This window comes from Stenotrophomonas sp. GW821-FHT09E08 (assembly GCF_059416125.1).
In genome coordinates, this window is sequence record NZ_JBWKOO010000006.1 from 237,400 (window position 1) to 256,107 (window position 18,708).

At 67.5% G+C, this 18,708-nt stretch carries 17 protein-coding genes; 8 read left to right on the plus strand and 9 right to left on the minus strand.

Annotated elements, in window-relative coordinates:
- The first annotated feature begins 29 nt into the window (after positions 1 to 29).
- Positions 30 to 569 carry a DUF924 family protein gene (locus tag AC07M7_RS10645; RefSeq protein WP_495207347.1) on the plus strand — a complete coding sequence of 180 codons (540 nt, stop codon included), beginning with the start codon at positions 30 to 32 and terminating at the stop codon, positions 567 to 569.
- A gap of 77 nt (positions 570 to 646) precedes the next feature.
- Here the strand turns inward: AC07M7_RS10645 and grxD are convergent, their stop codons facing one another.
- Entirely contained in the window at positions 647 to 1,573 is a 927-nt protein-coding gene (gene grxD / locus AC07M7_RS10650; protein WP_495207348.1) for a Grx4 family monothiol glutaredoxin, read from the minus strand.
- 59 nt (positions 1,574 to 1,632) lie between these two features.
- On the opposite strand from grxD, the gene AC07M7_RS10655 reads away from it, so the two are divergent.
- The gene (locus tag AC07M7_RS10655; protein WP_253078695.1) at positions 1,633 to 2,412 is read left to right on the plus strand and encodes a polysaccharide deacetylase family protein; all 780 of its coding nucleotides are present in this window, start codon (positions 1,633 to 1,635) and stop codon (positions 2,410 to 2,412) included.
- A gap of 68 nt (positions 2,413 to 2,480) precedes the next feature.
- Here AC07M7_RS10655 and AC07M7_RS10660 read toward each other — a convergent pair whose 3' ends face one another.
- The 3 genes from AC07M7_RS10660 to AC07M7_RS10670 are packed head-to-tail and all read right to left on the minus strand — an operon-like array spanning position 2,481 to position 5,097.
- Positions 2,481 to 3,197, minus strand: coding sequence for a methyltransferase domain-containing protein (locus AC07M7_RS10660; RefSeq protein WP_495207349.1), 717 nt, complete (start codon positions 3,195 to 3,197; stop codon positions 2,481 to 2,483).
- 4 nt (positions 3,198 to 3,201) lie between these two features.
- Positions 3,202 to 3,819, minus strand: coding sequence for an SGNH/GDSL hydrolase family protein (locus AC07M7_RS10665; RefSeq protein ID WP_495207350.1), 618 nt, complete (start codon positions 3,817 to 3,819; stop codon positions 3,202 to 3,204).
- Between the two features lie 3 nt (positions 3,820 to 3,822).
- Positions 3,823 to 5,097 (minus strand): pyridoxal phosphate-dependent aminotransferase, encoded by a 1,275-nt coding sequence (locus AC07M7_RS10670; RefSeq protein WP_253078693.1) that lies wholly within the window; start codon positions 5,095 to 5,097, stop codon positions 3,823 to 3,825.
- A gap of 114 nt (positions 5,098 to 5,211) precedes the next feature.
- Between AC07M7_RS10670 and rsgA the strand changes: the two genes are divergently transcribed.
- On the plus strand, positions 5,212 to 6,321 hold the full coding sequence (gene rsgA, locus AC07M7_RS10675; RefSeq protein ID WP_426355188.1) for a ribosome small subunit-dependent GTPase A: 1,110 nt from the start codon (positions 5,212 to 5,214) through the stop codon (positions 6,319 to 6,321).
- A gap of 186 nt (positions 6,322 to 6,507) precedes the next feature.
- On the plus strand, positions 6,508 to 7,761 hold the full coding sequence (locus tag AC07M7_RS10680) for a flavohemoglobin expression-modulating QEGLA motif protein (RefSeq protein ID WP_495207351.1): 1,254 nt from the start codon (positions 6,508 to 6,510) through the stop codon (positions 7,759 to 7,761).
- A gap of 265 nt (positions 7,762 to 8,026) precedes the next feature.
- Here AC07M7_RS10680 and AC07M7_RS10685 read toward each other — a convergent pair whose 3' ends face one another.
- The 5 genes from AC07M7_RS10685 to AC07M7_RS10705 form a co-directional block, all read right to left on the minus strand.
- Entirely contained in the window at positions 8,027 to 10,321 is a 2,295-nt protein-coding gene (locus AC07M7_RS10685; RefSeq protein WP_046987158.1) for a TonB-dependent receptor, read from the minus strand.
- Between the two features lie 134 nt (positions 10,322 to 10,455).
- Positions 10,456 to 10,992 (minus strand): hypothetical protein, encoded by a 537-nt coding sequence (locus tag AC07M7_RS10690; RefSeq protein ID WP_495207352.1) that lies wholly within the window; start codon positions 10,990 to 10,992, stop codon positions 10,456 to 10,458.
- Positions 10,993 to 11,141: 149 nt separating this feature from the next.
- Positions 11,142 to 11,882 carry an acetoacetyl-CoA reductase gene (gene phbB / locus AC07M7_RS10695; RefSeq protein ID WP_012481221.1) on the minus strand — a complete coding sequence of 247 codons (741 nt, stop codon included), beginning with the start codon at positions 11,880 to 11,882 and terminating at the stop codon, positions 11,142 to 11,144.
- Positions 11,883 to 11,906: 24 nt separating this feature from the next.
- Positions 11,907 to 13,235 carry a CitMHS family transporter gene (locus tag AC07M7_RS10700; protein WP_046987164.1) on the minus strand — a complete coding sequence of 443 codons (1,329 nt, stop codon included), beginning with the start codon at positions 13,233 to 13,235 and terminating at the stop codon, positions 11,907 to 11,909.
- A 75-nt stretch (positions 13,236 to 13,310) separates the two neighbouring features.
- Positions 13,311 to 14,450 carry an OprO/OprP family phosphate-selective porin gene (locus tag AC07M7_RS10705; protein ID WP_253078689.1) on the minus strand — a complete coding sequence of 380 codons (1,140 nt, stop codon included), beginning with the start codon at positions 14,448 to 14,450 and terminating at the stop codon, positions 13,311 to 13,313.
- Positions 14,451 to 14,695: 245 nt separating this feature from the next.
- On the opposite strand from AC07M7_RS10705, the gene AC07M7_RS10710 reads away from it, so the two are divergent.
- The 4 genes from AC07M7_RS10710 to AC07M7_RS10725 are packed head-to-tail and all read left to right on the plus strand — an operon-like array spanning position 14,696 to position 18,532.
- Positions 14,696 to 15,385 (plus strand): response regulator, encoded by a 690-nt coding sequence (locus AC07M7_RS10710; protein ID WP_253078688.1) that lies wholly within the window; start codon positions 14,696 to 14,698, stop codon positions 15,383 to 15,385.
- Entirely contained in the window at positions 15,378 to 16,769 is a 1,392-nt protein-coding gene (locus tag AC07M7_RS10715) for a sensor histidine kinase N-terminal domain-containing protein (protein ID WP_495207353.1), read from the plus strand. Before AC07M7_RS10710 ends, AC07M7_RS10715 begins: the two co-directional genes overlap by 8 nt.
- On the plus strand, positions 16,766 to 17,821 hold the full coding sequence (locus tag AC07M7_RS10720) for an ABC transporter substrate-binding protein (protein WP_046987162.1): 1,056 nt from the start codon (positions 16,766 to 16,768) through the stop codon (positions 17,819 to 17,821). The genes AC07M7_RS10715 and AC07M7_RS10720 overlap by 4 nt, the downstream gene beginning before the upstream one ends.
- Before the next feature lie 60 nt (positions 17,822 to 17,881).
- Positions 17,882 to 18,532 (plus strand): response regulator, encoded by a 651-nt coding sequence (locus tag AC07M7_RS10725; RefSeq protein ID WP_495207354.1) that lies wholly within the window; start codon positions 17,882 to 17,884, stop codon positions 18,530 to 18,532.
- Positions 18,533 to 18,708 lie beyond the last annotated feature (176 nt).

Below are 18,708 nucleotides of genomic sequence, written 5' to 3' on the forward strand. Positions count from 1 at the left end.
CGCGGGGCGTCCGGGCCTGGGAGTAGGTAATGGACGTTGCCGCGCAAGTGGTGGAATTCTGGAAGGAGGCGGGCCCTACGAAGTGGTTCGCCCGCGACGACGCGTTCGACGCGCAGTTCCGCCAGTTGTTTTTGGACGAGCATTTCGCAGCGGCGTCGCGCGCGCGCGAACATTGGCTGGGCAGTGCCGAAGGGGCGCTGGCCCTGATGCTGCTGCTGGACCAGTTTCCGCGCAACTGCTTCCGTGGTACCGCGCATTCCTATGCGACCGACGGCCTGGCGCGGCACTACGCCACGCGTGCCATCGAGGAAGGCCTGGACCTGCAGCTGGTGCCCAAGCTGCGCGCCTTCATCTACCTGCCGTTCGAACATTCCGAGGATCCGCTGGACCAGGACCGCTCGGTGGCGATGTTCGACGTGCTGGGTGACAAGGAATACCTGCAGTACGCCGAACTGCACCGCGACATCATCCGCCGCTTCGGCCGCTTCCCGCACCGCAACGCGGTGGTTGGCCGCATTCCGACGCCGGAAGAACTGGACTACCTGGCCGAAGGCGGGTTTGCCGGATAAGAAAAAGGGGACGGAGGGGATCAAGTCGTTTGTGCCTCAAACGACTTGATCCCCTCCGTCCCCTTTTTCAGTGCCGATCAGTACTTCGGCACGCCGTTGTCCACGTCTTCCGACCAGGCATTGATGCCGCCGGTGACGTTGAACACCTTGGTGAAGCCCAGCGCGCGGAACTGCTCGGCAGCCTGTGCGCTGCGGCCGCCGTGGTGGCACATGAAGGCCAGCGCGGTGTCCTTGGGCAGGGCTTCCAGCTCGGCGCGGCCGTTGCCGTCGAAGCTCTTGAACGGCACGCCGACCGCGGCGATGGCGCGCTCATCGGCCGGGCGCACGTCCACCAGGGTGATGTTGCCGGCACGCACCAGGTCGTCGGCATCACGCACGCTGATTTCCTGCACCGGCTTGGGCGCGTTCGGGTTGTCGATCGCCAGGCCCTTGCCGCGGATGTCGTCCACCCAGTCGATGGTGATGCCATTGGCGCGGCGGGCGCTGGCCAGGTCGAACTGCACGCGCAGGCCGTTGGACTCGGCGGCGATCGCGCCTTCGTCGTGCGGGGCCAGCTGGAAGTTCGGCTGGAAGCCGGCGTCGATGCTCAGCTGCAGGGCAGCGCCCGGGGCGTCGGCCAGCGCGCCCTTGAGCATTTCCACGGCGGCCGGGGTGACGGTGATGTTCGGCGGGGTGCGGTCCGGCGCAGCCAGGCCCAGCACGCTGCTCAGCTCGCCGCTGGCGGCCATCTGCAGCACGATGTCGCTGCCGCCGACCAGTTCGCCGTCGATGTACAGCTGCGGGATGGTCGGCCAGTCGCCATAGGCCTTGATGCCTTCACGGATTTCCTGGTCGGCCAGCACGTTGACATGGGCGAACTCGACGCCCAGGTCCTGCAGGGCGCCCACGGCCTTGGCCGAGAAACCACACTGCGGCATCGACGGCTGGCCCTTCATGAACAGCACGACGCGGTTGTCGTTGAGAATGGTTTCGATGCGCGAACGCAGGGCGGGATCGAGGGACATGGACGTCGGGGTTCCGGGAATTCGAATCGTCAATTCTAACCCCCATGGCATCATGGGGGATGAGCAGCGAAGGAACATTGCATCGCATCCCGGCCCGCCCCTGGCGCTGGCTGCCCTGGCTGGTGGCGTCGCAGATGGTCGTGATCCTGGCCTGGGTGCTGGCCGGCTGGCAGTGGGGACTGCCGCTGCTGGTGGCCAGCCATGCGTTGTTCATGGTGCCGGTGTTCCTGCCCAACAGCTGTTTCTATGCGCCCGTGCTGGCCCGGTTACCGAAGGCCGGAAACACGGTGTGGCTGACCATCGATGACGGCCCCAGCCAGGAAACCGGTGCCGTGCTCGACCTGCTGGACCGCCACCAGGCGCGTGCGACCTTCTTTCTGGTGGGCGCGCGCGCGCTGGCGCAGCCGGAACTGGTGCAGGAGATCCTGCGCCGCGGGCATGACCTGGGCAACCACAGCCTGAGCCACCCGCAGGCCCGCTTCTGGCGGCTTGGCCCGGCCGCGATGCATGCCGAGATCGAGGGCTGCCAGCACGCACTGCAGGCGCTGAGTGGCCAGCCGGTGCGCTGGTACCGCTCGGTGGTGGGCATGACCAACCCGTTCGTGGCGCCGGTGCTGCAGCGGTTGGGACTGGTCCGGGTGGGCTGGAGCGCGCGCGGCTACGACGGGGTCGACTGCACGCCGGACGGCGTGCTGGCACGGCTGCTGCCTGACCTGCGCCCAGGTGCCATCGTGCTGCTGCATGAAGGTGCGGCGCACGGCCACAACCTGGAGATCATCGAGCGCGTGCTGCAGGCGCTGGATGAGCGTGGGTTGAAGGCTGAACTGCCGGCCGGATAACCGGTAGCGCCGGGCCACGCCCGGCGAGCGCAGCGGCATGGATGGAATCCGCCGGGCATGGCGCGGCGCTAGCGGATGCGGTGCGCCACCAGCAACCAGCTGTTGAACGGGGTGCGTCCATGCAGTGGCCGCGGCGCCGTTACCCGCAGTCCGGCTTCGGCCAGTGTCGCCTGCAGCGCCTGTCGGGCGGGGTAGTGACGCGGCCGGGTGCCCATCCAGCCAACCAGCCAGGCCAACCGGTCGGCCACCCGGGTGGTGCGGTCGCGGCCATCGCCGGTGGCCAGCGGCGTCCGCAGCAGCAGGCGGCCACCTGGCGCCACCCGCGCACTGGCCGCGCGCAGCAGCACCTGTTGCGGACCTGCGTCCAGATACTGCAGTACGTCCAGCAGCAACACGTGCCCGGACTGGGCCGGCAGCGACGCCTGCAGGTCCAGGCAGTCGAAGTGCACATCGTGCAGATCGGCGGCAGCGCGCCGGGCGCGCGTGATCTTGGCGGCATCCACGTCTACGCCCAGATAGCGTTGGGTACCGCCACGCTGGCGCAGCACGTGGGCCAACAGGCCCAGTCCGCAGCCCAGGTCCAGTAGCGGCTGCCCGTCGTCAGGCAGGTGCTGCAACACGCCGTCGTACAGGGGGTCGCTGCCGAGTTTGCTGCGGGCGTAGTAGTAGTCGCGGCGGTTGCCCCAGGCCTGCGCCGGACGGAATGCCTCGGCGATCAAGCGAGACTGCGCGCTCGTCAGAGGAGTGCAGGGCAGCGGCGTGCCAGTCCGTGGCATGCCGTCCATCGCTTCAGTCCGTGCCGCCAAGCAGGTGCGCGGCCACCGGCAGTGCCCGCTCGCTCCACAGCGCATACATCCGCGCCGAGGGGTGCAGGCCGTCCTCGGCGATCATCGCCGGATCGGTGCCGCGGTCGCGGCTGATGTCGGTGATATCGACGAAGGCCACGCCCAGCCGGGTGCTGATCACCTCAGCGGCCGCATTGAACTCGTCGGTCTCGATCTCGACCGCGGCCAGGTCACGGCCACTGCCAGCACCGAACGGGGTGGTGCCCCAATCCGGGAAGGACAGCACCAGCACACGTTCGGCGCGGCCGGCAGCAAAGCCGATTGCCCGCTGCAGCAGCGCCTGGAACTGCAGGCGGTACTCGTCCAGCGGTCGGCCGCGGTACTGGTTGTTGACGCCGATCAGCAGGCTGACGAAATCGAACGGGCCCTGCAGTGCGGCTGCGTCGATGCCGGCGTCGAGCTCATCGGTGGTCCAGCCGGTGGTGGCGATGGTCTGTGGCTCGGCCAGGTCCACGCCCTGCGCGCGCAGGGCGGCGGCCAGCTGGTGCGGCCAGCGGCCTTCGACCGCCACCGCTTCACCGATCGTGTACGAATCGCCCAGCGCAAGGTAGGACAGCGCCACGGCTCAGGCCACCGAGCGGCGTGGCTTCAGCGGCACGACCTTGGTCGCGTCCTCGGCACGGCGGGCCAGCACGCGGTCGATGCGGGCAAACACATCGCGCATCGCCGAGGCTTCCGGCAGCAGGGTCACGCGGAAATGATGGCGGTAGGGCACGTTGAAGCTGGAGCCCGGCACCACCAGCACGCCTTCGTTATTCATCAGGTCCAGCGCGAAATTGTGGTCGTCGAAGCCCTTGGCGGCGGCACCGACCACGGCCGGGAATGCGTACAGCGCGCCGGCGGGCGCGACCAGCGACAGGTGTTCGCTGGCTTCGCAGGCCTCGATCACCGCGCGGCGGGTTTCATACAGGCGGCCACCGGGGGTGCACAGCTCGGAGATGGTGTCCGGGCCGTTCACCGCAGCATCGATGGCGTACTGGCCCGGCACGTTGGCGCACAGGCGCAGCGCGCCCAGCAGGTCCAGCGCGGCGCGGAAGTCGCCCAGGCGCGCATCGTCGCCGCTCAGGTGGGCCCAGCCCACGCGCCAGCCGCAGGCGCGGTGCACCTTGCTCAGGCCACTGAAGGTCAGGCACGGGTGGTCGCCGGCCAGCGGCGCGACCGGCTGGAACACCGCGTCGTCATACAGGATCTGGTCGTAGATCTCGTCGACCAGCAGCAGTAGGTTGTGGCGGCGCGCGATCTCGACCACGCGTTCCAGCAGCTCGCGCGGGTAGCTGGCGCCGCTGGGATTGTTCGGGTTGATCAGCACGATGGCGCGGGTGCGCGAGGACACCAGCGTCTCGATTTCGCTCGGGTCCGGCTGGAAGCCGTTCTCCGGCGCACAGCGGTAATACACCGGGCGGCCGTCATTGAGGATGGTCGAGGCCGACCAAAGCGGATAGTCCGGCGAGGGCACCAGCACTTCATCGCCCGGGTTGAGCAGGGCGCGCAGCGACAGGTCGATCAGCTCGCTGACGCCGTTGCCGACGAACACGCGGTCCGGGTGTGCATCGGGCGCACCGCGACGGGCGTAGGCCGCGGCGATGGCTTCACGCGCTTCCGGCAGGCCCTGCTGGTGGGTATAGGGATCGGTGCGGCCCATGTCATCGGCGATCGCGCGCTGCAGGTGTTCCGGTGCACGGAAGCCGAACGCACCAGGGTTGCCGATGTTGAGCTTGATCAGCTTGCGACCCTGCGCCTCCAGCTCCCGCGCTCGCCGAGCCAGTTCTCCGCGGATTTCATAGCGCACTTCGGAGAGGCGCTCGCGGATGACCAGGGGCTTGGGCGAGGGGGTGGACATGGGCGGTGGGCCGTCGAATGGCATGGGGATTCCATGGTAGCGGAATTGCTGCAGCGCATGGCAAGGCCCCAGGGCTTGCCGTTGTTGGGCTGGCGGGGCACTGGCACAGGTAGAATGGCGGCGATGACCCAGACTCCCGATTTTACCGCCCTGCAGACCATCGGCTGGCCCTGGCCGGGCCCGGCGCAGCAGGCCGAGTGGCAGGCTGTGATGGCCGCCCACCCGCAGGCCCGCCCGGCGCGGGTGATCGAACAGCACCGCACCCACTACGTGGTGGCCGATGGCCCGGATGCGGCGATCAAGGCCGAATCGCTGCCGGAATGGCAGCGCCCGCGCTTCCCCAGCCACGAACGGCCGGCGGTGGGCGACTGGGTGCTGCTGGATGGCATCCGCATCGTTGCCCTGCTGCCGCGGCGTACCGCGATCAAGCGTGGCGCGGCCGGCGAGCATTACCACCAGCAGGTGATCGCGGCCAACATCGATACGGTGTTCATCGTCTGTGGCCTGGATGCCGACTTCAATCCGCGTCGCATCGAGCGCTACCTGCTGCTGGTCGGCGGTGGCGGTGCCGAGCCGGTGGTTGTGCTGACCAAGGCCGACCAGACCGAATACAGCGAGGATGCGCTGGCGGTGCTGGAAGAGCTGGAGATGCAGGGCATCGCCCTGCATGCGATCAACGGCCTGGATGCCGACAGCGTGGCGGTGCTGGAACCGTGGCTGGGCCCGGGCCGCACCGTGGTGCTGGTGGGATCATCCGGTGCCGGCAAGTCGACGCTGACCAACACCCTGCTGGGCGAGCAGCGGATGAAGACCAATGCGGTGCGCGCCAATGACTCGCGTGGCCGCCATACCACCACCCATCGCGCGCTGATGCCGCTGCCGATGGGCGCCTGTCTGATCGACACCCCCGGCATGCGCGAACTGAAGCCAACCGGTGAAGAGACGCTGGCCGAAGGCGGTTTCGCCGATATCGAAGCGTTGGCGGCGCAGTGCCGCTTCAACGACTGCATGCATCAGCAGGAACCGGGTTGTGCGGTGCGTGCTGCGATCGACGCGGGCGAGATTGAAGAAAGCCGGCTGCTGAACTACTTCAAGCTGAAGGAAGAAGTGGCCGCCGCCGCGGCCAAGCTGGCCGTTCGCCAGGCCGAGACCGCGCAGGAGCGGGGTGGCAGGAAGGGCAAGGGGCAGCAGTTCCGCCCGGCCGGCAAGCCGCGTAGGCGTTGATCGGTACTGCGGGGTCGGATCCCATCGCGCGGCAATGGGCTCTGACCCCTGCAATGAAACCCGCCTCTGCCTGCTTCGGGTGGGTGCCAACCTTGGTTGGCACGAATCTGTCCGAAGCCCGCCTTCGGCGGATGCCAACCAAGGTTGGCACCTACCAAAGCAAGGGCAGGGCGCTATAGTCCGCGCATGGAACCGACCGCGACGCTGGACCGTGACGTGGCCCACCATGCAGCGCTCGATGCGCGCCTGGTCGAGGCCGTGGGAGGCATCCGCCTGCTGGGCCTGACCAGCTGGCCGGCAACGCTGCAGGCACCGTTCCTGGACAGCGTGGCGCGTGGCCAGCCGGTGCTGCCGAAGGTGGATTACCCTCGGCTCAACTTCAGCGAAGAGCGCCGCGCGCTGGCCGCGATCGCTGCCGACTGTGACGAGAATCATCCGCTGGGTCACTACGTGCGGCAGTCGGTGCAGAGCTGGGACCTGGCCGCACAGCTTCTGGAAGGGTTGGGCACGGCTGCGGTCGATACCTGCTCGGTGCAGCTGTTCGGCGCCCCCGAGCAGCCGCTGCCGGGCAATGGCCCAAGCACGCGCGAAGCGGCGCGTCACTTCATCCAGATTGCTGCCGAACTCGATCACGAACTGCTGGCGCCGGAAGAGCAGGTGCCGGTTTCGGCCATTGCCCTGCAGCTGCAGCTGCAGAACGATCTGGACGCGTTCTTCGAGTCGCGCATCATCCAGGTGCAGCTCGATCCGGAGCTGGTGTCCAAGGCCGCCGCCGGCCCGACCCGCATCCGCCTGCGCACCAGTGCGCGCTTCAGCGCCTACGACCGCGCGCAGTTGTTCCACCACGAAGCGCTGGTGCATTCGCTGACCGCCTTGAACGGCCGTGAGCAGCCTGTGCTGCCGAGCCTGGCACTGTCCTCGCCACGGGTGACCGCCACCCAGGAAGGGCTGGCGACGTTCGCTGAACAGATCACCGGCAGCATCGACATCGAGCGCCTCAAGCGCATCAGCCTGCGTACCGAGGCGATCGCGATGGCGCGCGAAGGTGCGGACTTCATCGAGGTGTTCCGCTACTTCTGCGATGCCGGGCAGAACCCGGAAGAGAGCTTCGCCTCGGCGCAGCGGGTGTTCCGCGGTGTGCCGCCGAGTGGCGGCCTGGCCTTCACCAAGGACACGGTGTACCTGCGCGGGCTGGTGTCGGTGCATACCTTCTTCCGCCACATGCTGGCCGAGGATCGCCTGCAGGTCTGCCGATGGCTGTTCGCCGGCAAGATGAGCCTGACCGATGCGATGGCGTTCGCGCCGTTGTTCGAGTCCGGTGTATTGAAGCCGCCGCGTTGGCTGCCGCATTGGGTGAGTCGCGCCAACGGCCTGGCCGGCATGCTGGCATTCTCGCTGTTCGCAAACCGGATACGGATGGACCAGTTGGCGCCGGAATGAAATGCGTTGGCGGACCTGCCAGCGCCTGCCTGCTATCGGTGGGGAGGAGGCGGGCCACCCTGGCCAGGACACGCAAAAGCCCCTCCATCGAGCCCCCATGGGTGAGGGCGCTTCGTTTGCGAAGCACTGCTTCGCAAGCGCCCGAACGCACAGCCGCCAGCGGCTGGGCCGGACCGCGGAGCGGGGTTCACGGCGTGTCCTGCGCCGGCCCATCCGACCCTGCCCCGCGACAACAATCAAGACGCCGCGGGGCAACGCTTCTGGCTTAGAACTCCGCCGCCACTGTCATGAACAGCTGCCGCGGTGCGCTCGCATGGATCGCATAACGCGTGCCCTTTGGATCGGTCGGTGCAAACGAGCTCAACTGGCCGGCGTAGCGCTTGTTGGTCAGGTTGGTCGCGTTCAACGACACCCGCACGTTGCGCAGGCCCATGCCCGGGCCGAAGTCGTAGCCCGCACCGGCGTCGAAGGTGGTCACGCCCGGCACCGACTGGTCGTTGGTGTAGGTGTAGTAACGCTTGCCTGTGTACTTGGCACGCAGGCTGGCAAAGAAGCCATCGCGGTTCCAGCTGATTTCACTGGAGGCCATGCGCTGTGGCGTATCCACGGTGATCTTGCCGGCCACCGGCACCACCGCGCCGCCGGACAGGTAGTCGTCCTCGTAGGTGGTCTTGTTCCAGGACAGCGCGTTGTACCACTGCAGGCCGTCGATCGGCTTGAGTATGAAGGTCAGCTCCGCGCCGTGGCTCTTTACCGAACCGACGTTGATGAAACGGGTCACGCACTCCGGGCGCGTGCCGACTTCGATGCTTGAGCACGGGTTCAGCGACAGCAGGCGGTTGTCGAACTTCACGTTGTAGGCCGCGATCGACGCCTGGTACTTCTCACCGAAAGTACGGAAACCGGCTTCCAGGCTCTTCGACTTCTCCGGCTCCAGGCCGGCGCTGGCCGCGAACGATTCCGGCGACACCTGCAGCGGGCCGCCGCTGCCACCGCCGACGAAGGCAGCGATGTTCTCGGCATACGAGGCGAACAGCTCGTTGTTGGCGTTGAGCTTGAAGCCCAGGCCCAGCTGCGGCAGCACCGATTCCTTGGCAGTCAGCGTGCCCGAGGCGATGCTGGTTTCCACCCCCGGGTTGGCGGTGGCGCGCATGCGGGTGTTCGGGCTCTTGATGCCGACGTCCACGGTCAGGCGCTGGTCCAGGAAGCGCATGCGGTCCTGCACGTAGAACTGGCGCGTGCGGATGTCGAAGTCCTGGTTGAACAGCAGGCGGTCCGGGTTCTTCAGGTACAGGTCGTCCAGGAACGGACCGCTGATGTAGTAGAAGTTGCGCGAGACGTTATGGTCGTTCTGCTCGTACCACAGGCCGGCTTCCAGCTCGTGGATGCCCACCGTCCACGACAGCGCGGCAGTCAGGCCGTCGCGGTTGATCGTGTAGTTGGTGCTGCGGATCGAGATCGGCAACATCTTGTCGGTTCCTGGGTAGGACGGCTGGCCCGGTGCCCACCAGTGGCCCTGGCCACGGTTGTCATGGTGGTAGGCCAGCAGCTTGAGGCGGCCCTGCTCACCGAGGCGCAGGTCGGCATCGACCGAATAGAGGTTGTCGTCGCGCAGTGCGCGGCTCTGGTAGTACGCATCGTCGATGCTGTTGACGCCACCACTGAACTTGCACTTGCTGCGGTCCAGCGTGCCCGGTGCGCAGTATGCGGCGGCGACGGCGCGCTCCCAGTCCGGCGCGTAGATGTTCCAGTCATAGCCCAAGCCGCGCGCCAGCATGTCCTTGGACAGGTAGGCGTAGTTGGCCTGGCTGGCGCGCGAGGTCGCGACGAACGCACCGAAACGATGGTCGCCCACGTTCCACACCGCCTTGGCATTGAACTGGCGGGTGGTCTGGTTCTGGTAGGGCGCGGCCCACATGTCCTGGTCCTGGTGTACGCCGGAGACGTAGGCCGAGAAGCCGTTGATGTCGCCGGTGTCCACGCGCAGGTAGCCGCGGCGCTGGCTGTTGTCGCCAACGGTGACGCTGGCGCGGCCACCGAATTCGGTCGACGGGTCCATTGAGAAGTACTGGATGGTGCCACCCAGGTTGCTGGTCGAGGCCACGCCCAGCGAACCGATGCCCTGCGACAGCTCTGCGCCGGCCAGGTTCTCGGCGATGATCGCGCGGGCAATGCTCAGGCCGTTGTAGTTGCCGTAGCTGTTGTCACCCAGCGGGATGCCGTCCAGCGTGTAGCCGAGGCGACTCTTGTCGAAGCCGCGCAGGCTGATGGTCTGCGACTCCTCGTTGGCACCGAAGGCATCGTTGGACTGCACCGACACGCCTGGCAGGCGGTCGAGGATCTTCTGGCCGCTGGTGCCCGGCGGCAGCACCTGCTTGTCCACCGTGGTGATGCGCTGCACCTGGCGGGTCTCGCCCTGGCCGATCACGGAGACAGTATCCAGCGTCTGCGCGTTCAGCGCGGCATCGGTGCTGGCGCCGGTATCGGCGGCGGTGGCAGCATGGGCGCTGGCGGCGGAGAGCGCGATCGCCACGGCGATCGTCAGGTGTCGGGTCTGCATGGTGGTCCGTTGCATTGGGGGTGGTCACCGGCACGGATGCGCGGTGCATGGCCACTATGCGAACGGAACATGAAACCTTCTTTACGGAAAACCAACGAACGGTGCAGGGTGGTGTGCAACCTGCAACATTCCTGTCACGGCGGCGGTGCATCTGCCGGTTTGAGGATCACCTGCGCGACGCACGCGTGATGCAATCCGGGAAAAAGGTAGCTCACCCATCGATCCGGGGATGGGTAGCTCAACGTCAATGCCTGTTCCGGGGCGTGGCCTGAAGGAGGAAGCACGCGCGCTGGCGCGACCTGGCGCTGGACGATCTGCCGACGCGTCACGCATGCGCCCCCGACATCCAGGCGCACGGAGTGCACGTGCTGGCGATCGGCCTGCAGCAGGACCATGCCGCCGGTGATCTGGAGTGGTGGGGACAGGGCCACCGGTGGCAGCGTGATGCCCGGCAATGCATAAGGTGTTTCGATGACGGCCACTGTCGCTGGCAGCATGGCGCGAAGGTCTTCCAGACGCGCCGCGCGGGGCAACGGTTTGCCCCAGCTGCGGGTCAGTTCGAGCAGACGATCTGCCTGCACGTCGTCAGCCATCGGCAGCTGGTCGGGTGCGGCCGCCGCACACAGTACAGGCAGCAGGATCGCAAGGTTTCCCCACCACAGACGCTGCATGGGTGAACTTCCGGTTCACGGATGCTGCCGGTATAGCCCGCACCGGGTACAGGCAAGAAAAAAGGGGCCGGATCACCCCCGCAAGCGAAGGTTCTCCGGCCCCGCGCACTCCGTGGGGGAGGCGGTCCACGTACTGCGTGGACGAGGGCTTACCCCATGTACAGGCCACCGTTGACCGGATAATCGGCGCCGGTCACGTACGAGGCTTCATCCGAGGCCAGCCACGCACACAGGCCGGCCACTTCTTCCGGACGGCCCAGGCGGCGCACTGGCACCGAGGCGGCCAGCCGGTCCAGCACATCTGGCGGGAAACTGCTGATGGCCTGGCTGGCGATGTAACCCGGCGACAAGGTGTTGACGGTGACCCCGCGCGAGGCCACTTCCGCGGCCAGCGCACGGCTGAAGCCATGCATCGCGGCCTTGGCGGTGGCGTAGTTCACCTGGCCGATCTGGCCCTTGTGGGCGCTGACCGAACCGATGTTGATGATGCGGCCCCAGCCCCGCGTCGCCATGCCATCGACCACCTGCTTGGTCAGGTTGAACAGCGAGTTGAGGTTGGAGGCGATCACCGCATTCCAGTCCTCCACCGTCATCTGCCGGAACAGCAGGTCGCGGCTGCCACCGGAGTTGTTGACCAGCACGTCCACTTCACCGACTTCGGCGCGCACCTTGGCGAACGCGGCGCTGGTCGAGGCCCAGTCGGTAGCGTTGCCTTCGGAGGCGATGAAGTCGAAGCCCTGTTCGCGCTGCTCGCGCAGCCAGTTGGCCTTGCGCGGCGAGTTCGGCGCGCAACCGGCAACCACGGTGTGGCCGCTGCGGGCCAGGCTCTGGCAGATGGCAGTACCGACACTGCCCATGCCGCTGGTGACGTAAGCGATTCGAAGCGTCATTGCAGAAGGCTCCTTGGTAAGAGGTCAGGCGGCGAGCGGGTACAGGCCGAACAGCAGGCTGCCGACCATCAGCAGCATCGAGATGGCGATGGCCCACTTCAGGGTGAACTTCTGGTGGTCGGCGAATTCGACTTTGGCCAGGCCTACCAGCAGGTAGGTGGACGGCACCAGCGGGCTGAGCAGGTGCACCGGCTGGCCGGCCAGCGAGGCGCGCGCCATTTCCACCGGGGTGATGCCGTAGTTGCCGGCGGCCTCGGACAGGATCGGCAGCACGCCGAAGTAGAACGCGTCGTTGGACATGAAGAACGTGAACGGCATCGATGCCACGGCGGTGATCACCGCCAGGTACGGGCCCCACGATTCCGGAATGACGGCCAGGAAGCTGTGCGACATCGCTTCGACCATGCCGGTGTTGTTGAGGATGCCGGTGAAGATGCCTGCGGCGAAGATCAGCGACACCACCGACAGCACGTTGCCGGCATGGTTGACTACGCGGCGGCGCTGCTCGGCCAGGTTCGGGTAGTTGATCACCAGGGCGATGGCGAAACCGACCATGAACAGGACCGGCATCGGCAGGATGCCGATGATCAGCGCGGTCATCAGTGCCACGGTCAGGGCCAGGTTCACCCACAGCAGCTTCGGACGCTTGATGTCCTCGGCGTCTTCCACCGTCGGCAGCGCATTGCTGTCGTCGGACACGCTGTTGTCCATCCAGCTGCCACCCTTGGGCAGGGTCACCACACCCAGCCGGCGGCGTTCCTTCAGGCCCAGGTACCAGGCCAGCAGCAGCACGCCGGCGCAGGCGATCACCATCGACGGGATCAGCGGCACGAACACATCGGCCGGGTCCACGTGCAGTGCAGTGGCCGCGCGTGCGGTCGGGCCACCCCACGGCGTCAGGTTCATCACGCCTCCGGCGAGGATGGTCACGCAGGTCATGTTCAGCGCGTTCATGCCCAGCCGCTGGTACAGCGGCAGCATTGCCGAGACGGTGATCATGTAGGTGGTCGAGCCATCACCATCGAGCGAGATCAGCATCGCCAGCACGGCGGTGCCGAGCACGATCTTCATCGGATCGCCCTTGACGAAGCGCAGGATGATCCGCACCAGCGGATCGAACAGGCCCGCATCGATCATCACGCCGAAGTAGAGGATGGCGAACATCAGCATCACGCCGGTCGGCGCGATCTTCTTGATGCCCTCCAGCATCATCTCGTCGAGGCCGGCGCCGAAGCCACCGATCAGCGCGAACAGGATGGGGATGGTGATCAGGGCGACGAGCGGCGACAGGCGTTTGCTCATGATCAAGTACATGAACGTAATGACCATGCCAAAGCCGAGGATGCTCAGCATCATCTGCGGACTCCTTGCGAAAACAGGACGTGGGGGAGTGGAAGGGGCCCGGGCGGCATGCCCGGGATTGCGGGCTTAGAAGTCGTACTGCAGGCGGCCGGTGACCGCGCGCGTGCGGTCCACCGTGACCCCGGCCAGGCGGTCGCGGTTGCGGCTTTCGATGACGTTGAGCATGAAGCGCAGGTTGTCGCGCAGGTACCAGTTGCCACCCAGCGTCCAGGCTTCGGTGCTGCCGCGGCGCAGGTCCGGCGCACCGTCCAGGTGCTGCGCGCCCCACATCTGGTCGTAGCGCAATGCCAGTTCGAAGGCACCGGCCTTGTGGCGGATATCCTTCACCCGCGCGAAGCGGCCGGTCTTGCGGTCGTAGGCGCGGCTCTCGCCGGTGACAAACCAACTGAGCATGCCGTAGGCGGCCATCACGTCACCGCGCTGGGCACCGTCATCGAAGGTGGCGCCGCTGAATTCGCCCTGCCAGGACAGCGGGCCGCGCACCTGCGCGTATTCCAGCGACCACTTGTTGACGTCGGTATCGCGGCCGGCGGAGAAGTTGACCAGGGTCAGGCGGCTTTCATCGGACAGATGGCCGGCCGGGCGCGGGCGGATGCTCAGGCCTGGAGTGCCGTTGGCGCCGGGGTTGTCGTACGCCTCGCGGGCCAGCGACAGGCCCAGGTGCAGCACGTCGCCCTCGCTGGGCGCGGGGGCCCAGGTGACGCGGCCACCGGCGGCGCGGCCCTTCACCTGCCAGGCGTCGATGCTTTCCAGGCTGTAGATGCTGGCCGCCCAGGTGAAGTCACCCGGATTGGCCTGCCACGACGCACCCAGGCGGTACAGCGGGGCCAGCGTGGTGCCGGCGTTGCCGCGCTCCAGGAAGCTGCCATAGTTGGAACCGGTGCGGTCGTCCAGCGAGAAATACTGCTTGAACTGGCCCACGGTGAGGCGGCCGGCATCACCGAAGCTGCGGCTCAGGTAGACGTCTTTGGCCTCGACACGGTCGCCGGAGAAATCGGCTTCCAGCTTGTAGTCGACCACGAAGAACTTGCCGGAAACGTCAACCCAGGCGCGGCGGATCTCGGTGTCGTCCTTGTTCGGCGTACCGCGGTTGTCGTTGTCGAAGGTGGCGAAGTCCAAGTGCAGGCGGCCGCCCAGGCTGGCGGTGACCGGACGGTCGTCTTCGGCGGCAAAGGCCGGCGCCGACAGGGCAGCCATAGCCATCATGGCGGCAGGACGCCGCCAGGCAAACGTGAATTCCACAAACCCTCCCAGGTGCACGCCAGGCGCGCGGCAATCGTGGGCACCGGACGGTGCGCGGCCGCAGTCTGGGTCGGGCAAGCTGTCATCGTCCTGTCAGCGATTTGTGCGGTGCAGCGAGGATCGTTGCCGCTGCGCTCGCCGGGCCATGCCCGGCGGACGCCATCCCGCTCCACGCGGTAGCATTCGTTTCCCCTCCCACCCCCGTGCCCATGCGCCTGCTGCTGGTCGAAGACAATCAGGATCTGGCCGATGCCATCATCCGCCGCATGCGCCGCAGTGGGCACGCCGTGGACTGGCAGGCCGATGGCCTGGCCGCCGCCAGCGTGCTGCGCTACCAGAGCTTCGACCTGGTCGTGCTGGATATCGGGCTGCCCAAGCTGGATGGCCTGCGCGTGCTTTCCGGCATGCGCGAGCGCGGCGACAGCACGCCGGTGCTGATGCTGACCGCGCGCGATGGCATCGAAGATCGGGTGCAGGCGCTGGATGTCGGTGCCGACGATTACCTGGGCAAGCCATTCGATTTCCGCGAGTTCGAAGCGCGCTGCCGCGTGCTGCTGCGCCGCGCGCGTGGCCAGGCCAGTGAGGTGGTGCAGATCGGGGGGTTCCAGTTCGACAATGCCGCGCACCGCGTCAGTCTCGACGGCGAACCGATCGAACTGCCCAACCGCGAGTACCGGTTGCTGGAGATTCTGGTCGGCCGCCTCGGCCAGGTGGTCGGCAAGGACGAAATCGGCAATGGCCTGTTCGGCTTCGATGACGAGGCCGGTCCGAATGCGATCGAGCTATACATCGGTCGCCTGAGAAAAAAACTGGCCGCTGCGCCGTTGCGCATCACCACGGTGCGCGGTGTCGGCTACCTGCTGGAAGCCAGTGATACCCATGCCGACGCCGATGGCTGACGCACGTGCTGCGACTGCGGCGCCGGGTTCGTTGCGGCGCACCCTGCTGCTCTACCTCGGCGTGCTGCTGGCGGTGTTCGCGGTGGCCCTGCTGTTCGCCGCACGCGATTACGGCCAGCGCGCCGCCAACCGATCCTATGATCACCTGCTGGTGTCCTCGGCGCTGTCCATCGCCGATTCGGTGGCCCTGGTCGATGGCCAATGGCAGGTCGACCTGCCTTATGCGGCGCTGGACCTGCTGGCGATGGCGCCGGAGGATCGCGTGTTCTATCGGGTCGCCGACAGCCGCGGCAACCTGATCACCGGCTATGGCGATCTGCCGGAGCCGCCGCGCCGGCCCGGCACGCAACCGCAGTTGTTCGATGCGGCCTACAGCGGTGAAACCGTGCGTTTCGTCATGGTCGGCCGCAGCTTTGCCGCGGCCTCCGCGCAGGGCGAGGTGCAGGTGCAGGTGGGGCAGACCCGGCGTGCGCGCGAAGCGGTGGCGCAGGACCTGGTCAATCGAGCGTTGCTGGCGATCGGTGTGCTGTCCGGCCTGCTGCTGGCGCTGGTGGCCTTTGGCGTGCACCGCGCGTTCCGGCCGCTGGTGCGGGTGGAACGCGAGCTGTCGCGCCGCGAGCCGTCCGACCTGAAACCGCTGGATGCGCGCGTGCCGCGTGAGATGGACCAGATGGTGGCCGCCTTGAACCGCTTCATGGAGCGCCTGTCCAGCAGCAACGAGACGCTGCGCGCCTTCATGGCGGAGGCCGCGCACCAGATGCGCACGCCGCTGGCGGCGCTGCGTGCGCAGGCGCAGCTGGCGCTGGACGACGACGACCCGGAAGACATGCGCCGCAGCCTGCAGGCGATCGAGCGCAACGCCACCCATATGAGCCGGTTGCTCAACCAGCTGCTCAGCGATGCCAGCGTGATCCATCGTTCGCACCTGCAGCGCTTTGCGGCGGTGGACCTGGCCGAGACCGTGCACCAGGCCCTGCATGAAGCGCTGCCGCAGGCCGGCCCGGCGCCGCGCGTGCAACTGGCGATGACCGCCGAGCCGGTGCAGGTGCATGGCGATGCACTGCTGCTGCGCGAGGCGATCAAGAACCTGGTCGACAACGCCCTGAAGTACGGTGGCGATGGCCCCTTGCAGATCGCACTGACCGTGGAAGGTGGGCAGGCGGTGCTGACCATTGCCGACCACGGCACCGGGATTGCCGCAGCAGACGCAGAGCGCGTCTTTGAACGTTTTGCCCGTGGCGAAGGTGCGCCGTCCGGCGGTGCTGGCCTCGGCCTCGCCATCGTCAAGCGCGTGGTCGACAGCCACGGCGGCCGCATCGACCTCAGCAACCGTCCGCAGGGCGGCTTGATCGCTACCATCCGCCTGCCCCGGAGCAGTTCATGATCCGCCTGTTCGCCGCTGCCGTTGCCCTGCTGCTGGCCGTGCCGGTGCTGGCCGCGCCGGGCGACGTGCGCCGCTTCCCTGCGCAGGGAAAGGCGGCTGCGCAGCTGCGTATCCACGGCACCACCGACATCGAAGTGTTCGCGGTGGTCATCGCCGACTACCAGCGCCTGCATCCCGGCACCGAAGTGGTGTACGAGGACATCATCACCCAGGACCTGTACGCGCGTTACCTGCATGACCGCGCCGGACCTGCATCGCCGGACCTGCTGATCTCCAGCGGCATGGATCTGCAGACCAAGCTCGTCAACGACGGCCATGCACTACCGCACCGTTCGGCGCAGACCGCTGCGCTACCGGCCTGGGCGCAGTGGCGCAACGAGGCGTTCGGGATCAGCTACGAGCCGGTGGTCATGGTCTACAACACCCGAGCGCTGCCTGCAGCGAAGGTGCCGCACACCCGGCGTCAGCTGCTGGACCGGCTGCGCGCGGAGGGCGCGCCGCTGCGCGGAAAGGTCGGCACCTATGACATCGAGCGCAGCAGTGTCGGTTACCTGCTGGCGACCCAGGACGCGCAGCGTGGCAGCATCGCCGGTGCATTGCTGGGTGCGCTCGGTGACAACGACGTGGTGCGCGAAGAGCGCACCGGCGTGCTGCTGGACCAGCTGGCCAGCGGTCAGCTGTCGCTGGTCTACAACGTGCTCGGCTCCTACGCGCAGGCACGTGTCGATGCCGGCGCGCCGCTGGCCATCGTCGAACCCGAGGACTACACGCTGGTGGTGCTGCGTACCGCAGTGATTCCGCGCACGGGTCCGCACCCGGAAGAAGCGCGGCGCTTCCTCGATTACCTGCTGTCGCCACGCGGCCAGCAGGTGCTGTCGCGCGAGGCGCGGCTGATGCCGATCGTCACCGGCAGTGCACGCGGCGCGAATGCACCCGGCCGCAGCCGCCGCCCGATCCAGCTCGGTCCCGGCCTGCTGGTGTACCTGGACGCGCTCAAGCGCCGCCAGTTCCTCGATGCGTGGCGCAGCAGCGTGGAGCCGGCGGGGCGCTGATGCCCTGATGGCGCCGGGCCATGCCCGGCGGAGGCCGTTGGCTGCCCGTACAATGGCCGCATGAGCGAATACACCATCCTGATCGCCGATGACCACCCGCTGCTGCGTTCGGCGGTGGTGCAGTCATTGCGGCAGAGCCTGCCGCTGGTGCAGGTGCGCGAGGTTGCCAGCGCCGAAGCGCTGGCTGAGGCACTCGACGCGCACCCGGATGTGGACCTGGTGCTGCTCGACCTGACCATGCCCGGCGCACACGGTTTTTCCGCGCTGCTGCACGTGCGCGGCTCGCATCCGGACATACCGGTGGTCATCCTCTCGTCCAACGACCACCCGCGTGTGATCCGCCGCGCGCAGCAGTTCGGTGCCGCCGGTTTCATCCCGAAGTCGGCGCCGGCCGAGACCATCGGCGAGGCGGTGCAGGCCGTGCTTGATGGGGGCCTGTGGTTCCCGGCGATGGCCGCCGAGCGTTCGGAGGCCGATGCGCTGCTGGCCAGCCGCCTGGCGCAGCTGACCCCGCAGCAGTTCCGCGTGCTGCTGTGCCTGGCCGACGGACTGCTCAACAAGCAGATTGCTTACACGCTGGGTCTGGCGGAAAACACGGTGAAGGTGCATGTCACCGCGATCCTGAAGAAGCTCGAATGCCACAGCCGCACGCAGGCCGCAGTGCTGGTGAAGGCGCTGGAGCCTGAGGGCGACGCCGGCATCGGGGTGTAGTTTCCAGCCAACGGCGCAGCCCCTCGTGGGTGGTGACTGGTTGGTCACCGAGAGCCGGATTGCTGAGGGCTGGCCGGGTGGGTGGGTAGTGCGGGGACGCCGTAAACCCATCCATGGGGCTTGGCCGCGGCATTCATGCCGCGGACACCCCGCACTACCCCCCCACCCGGCCGCGG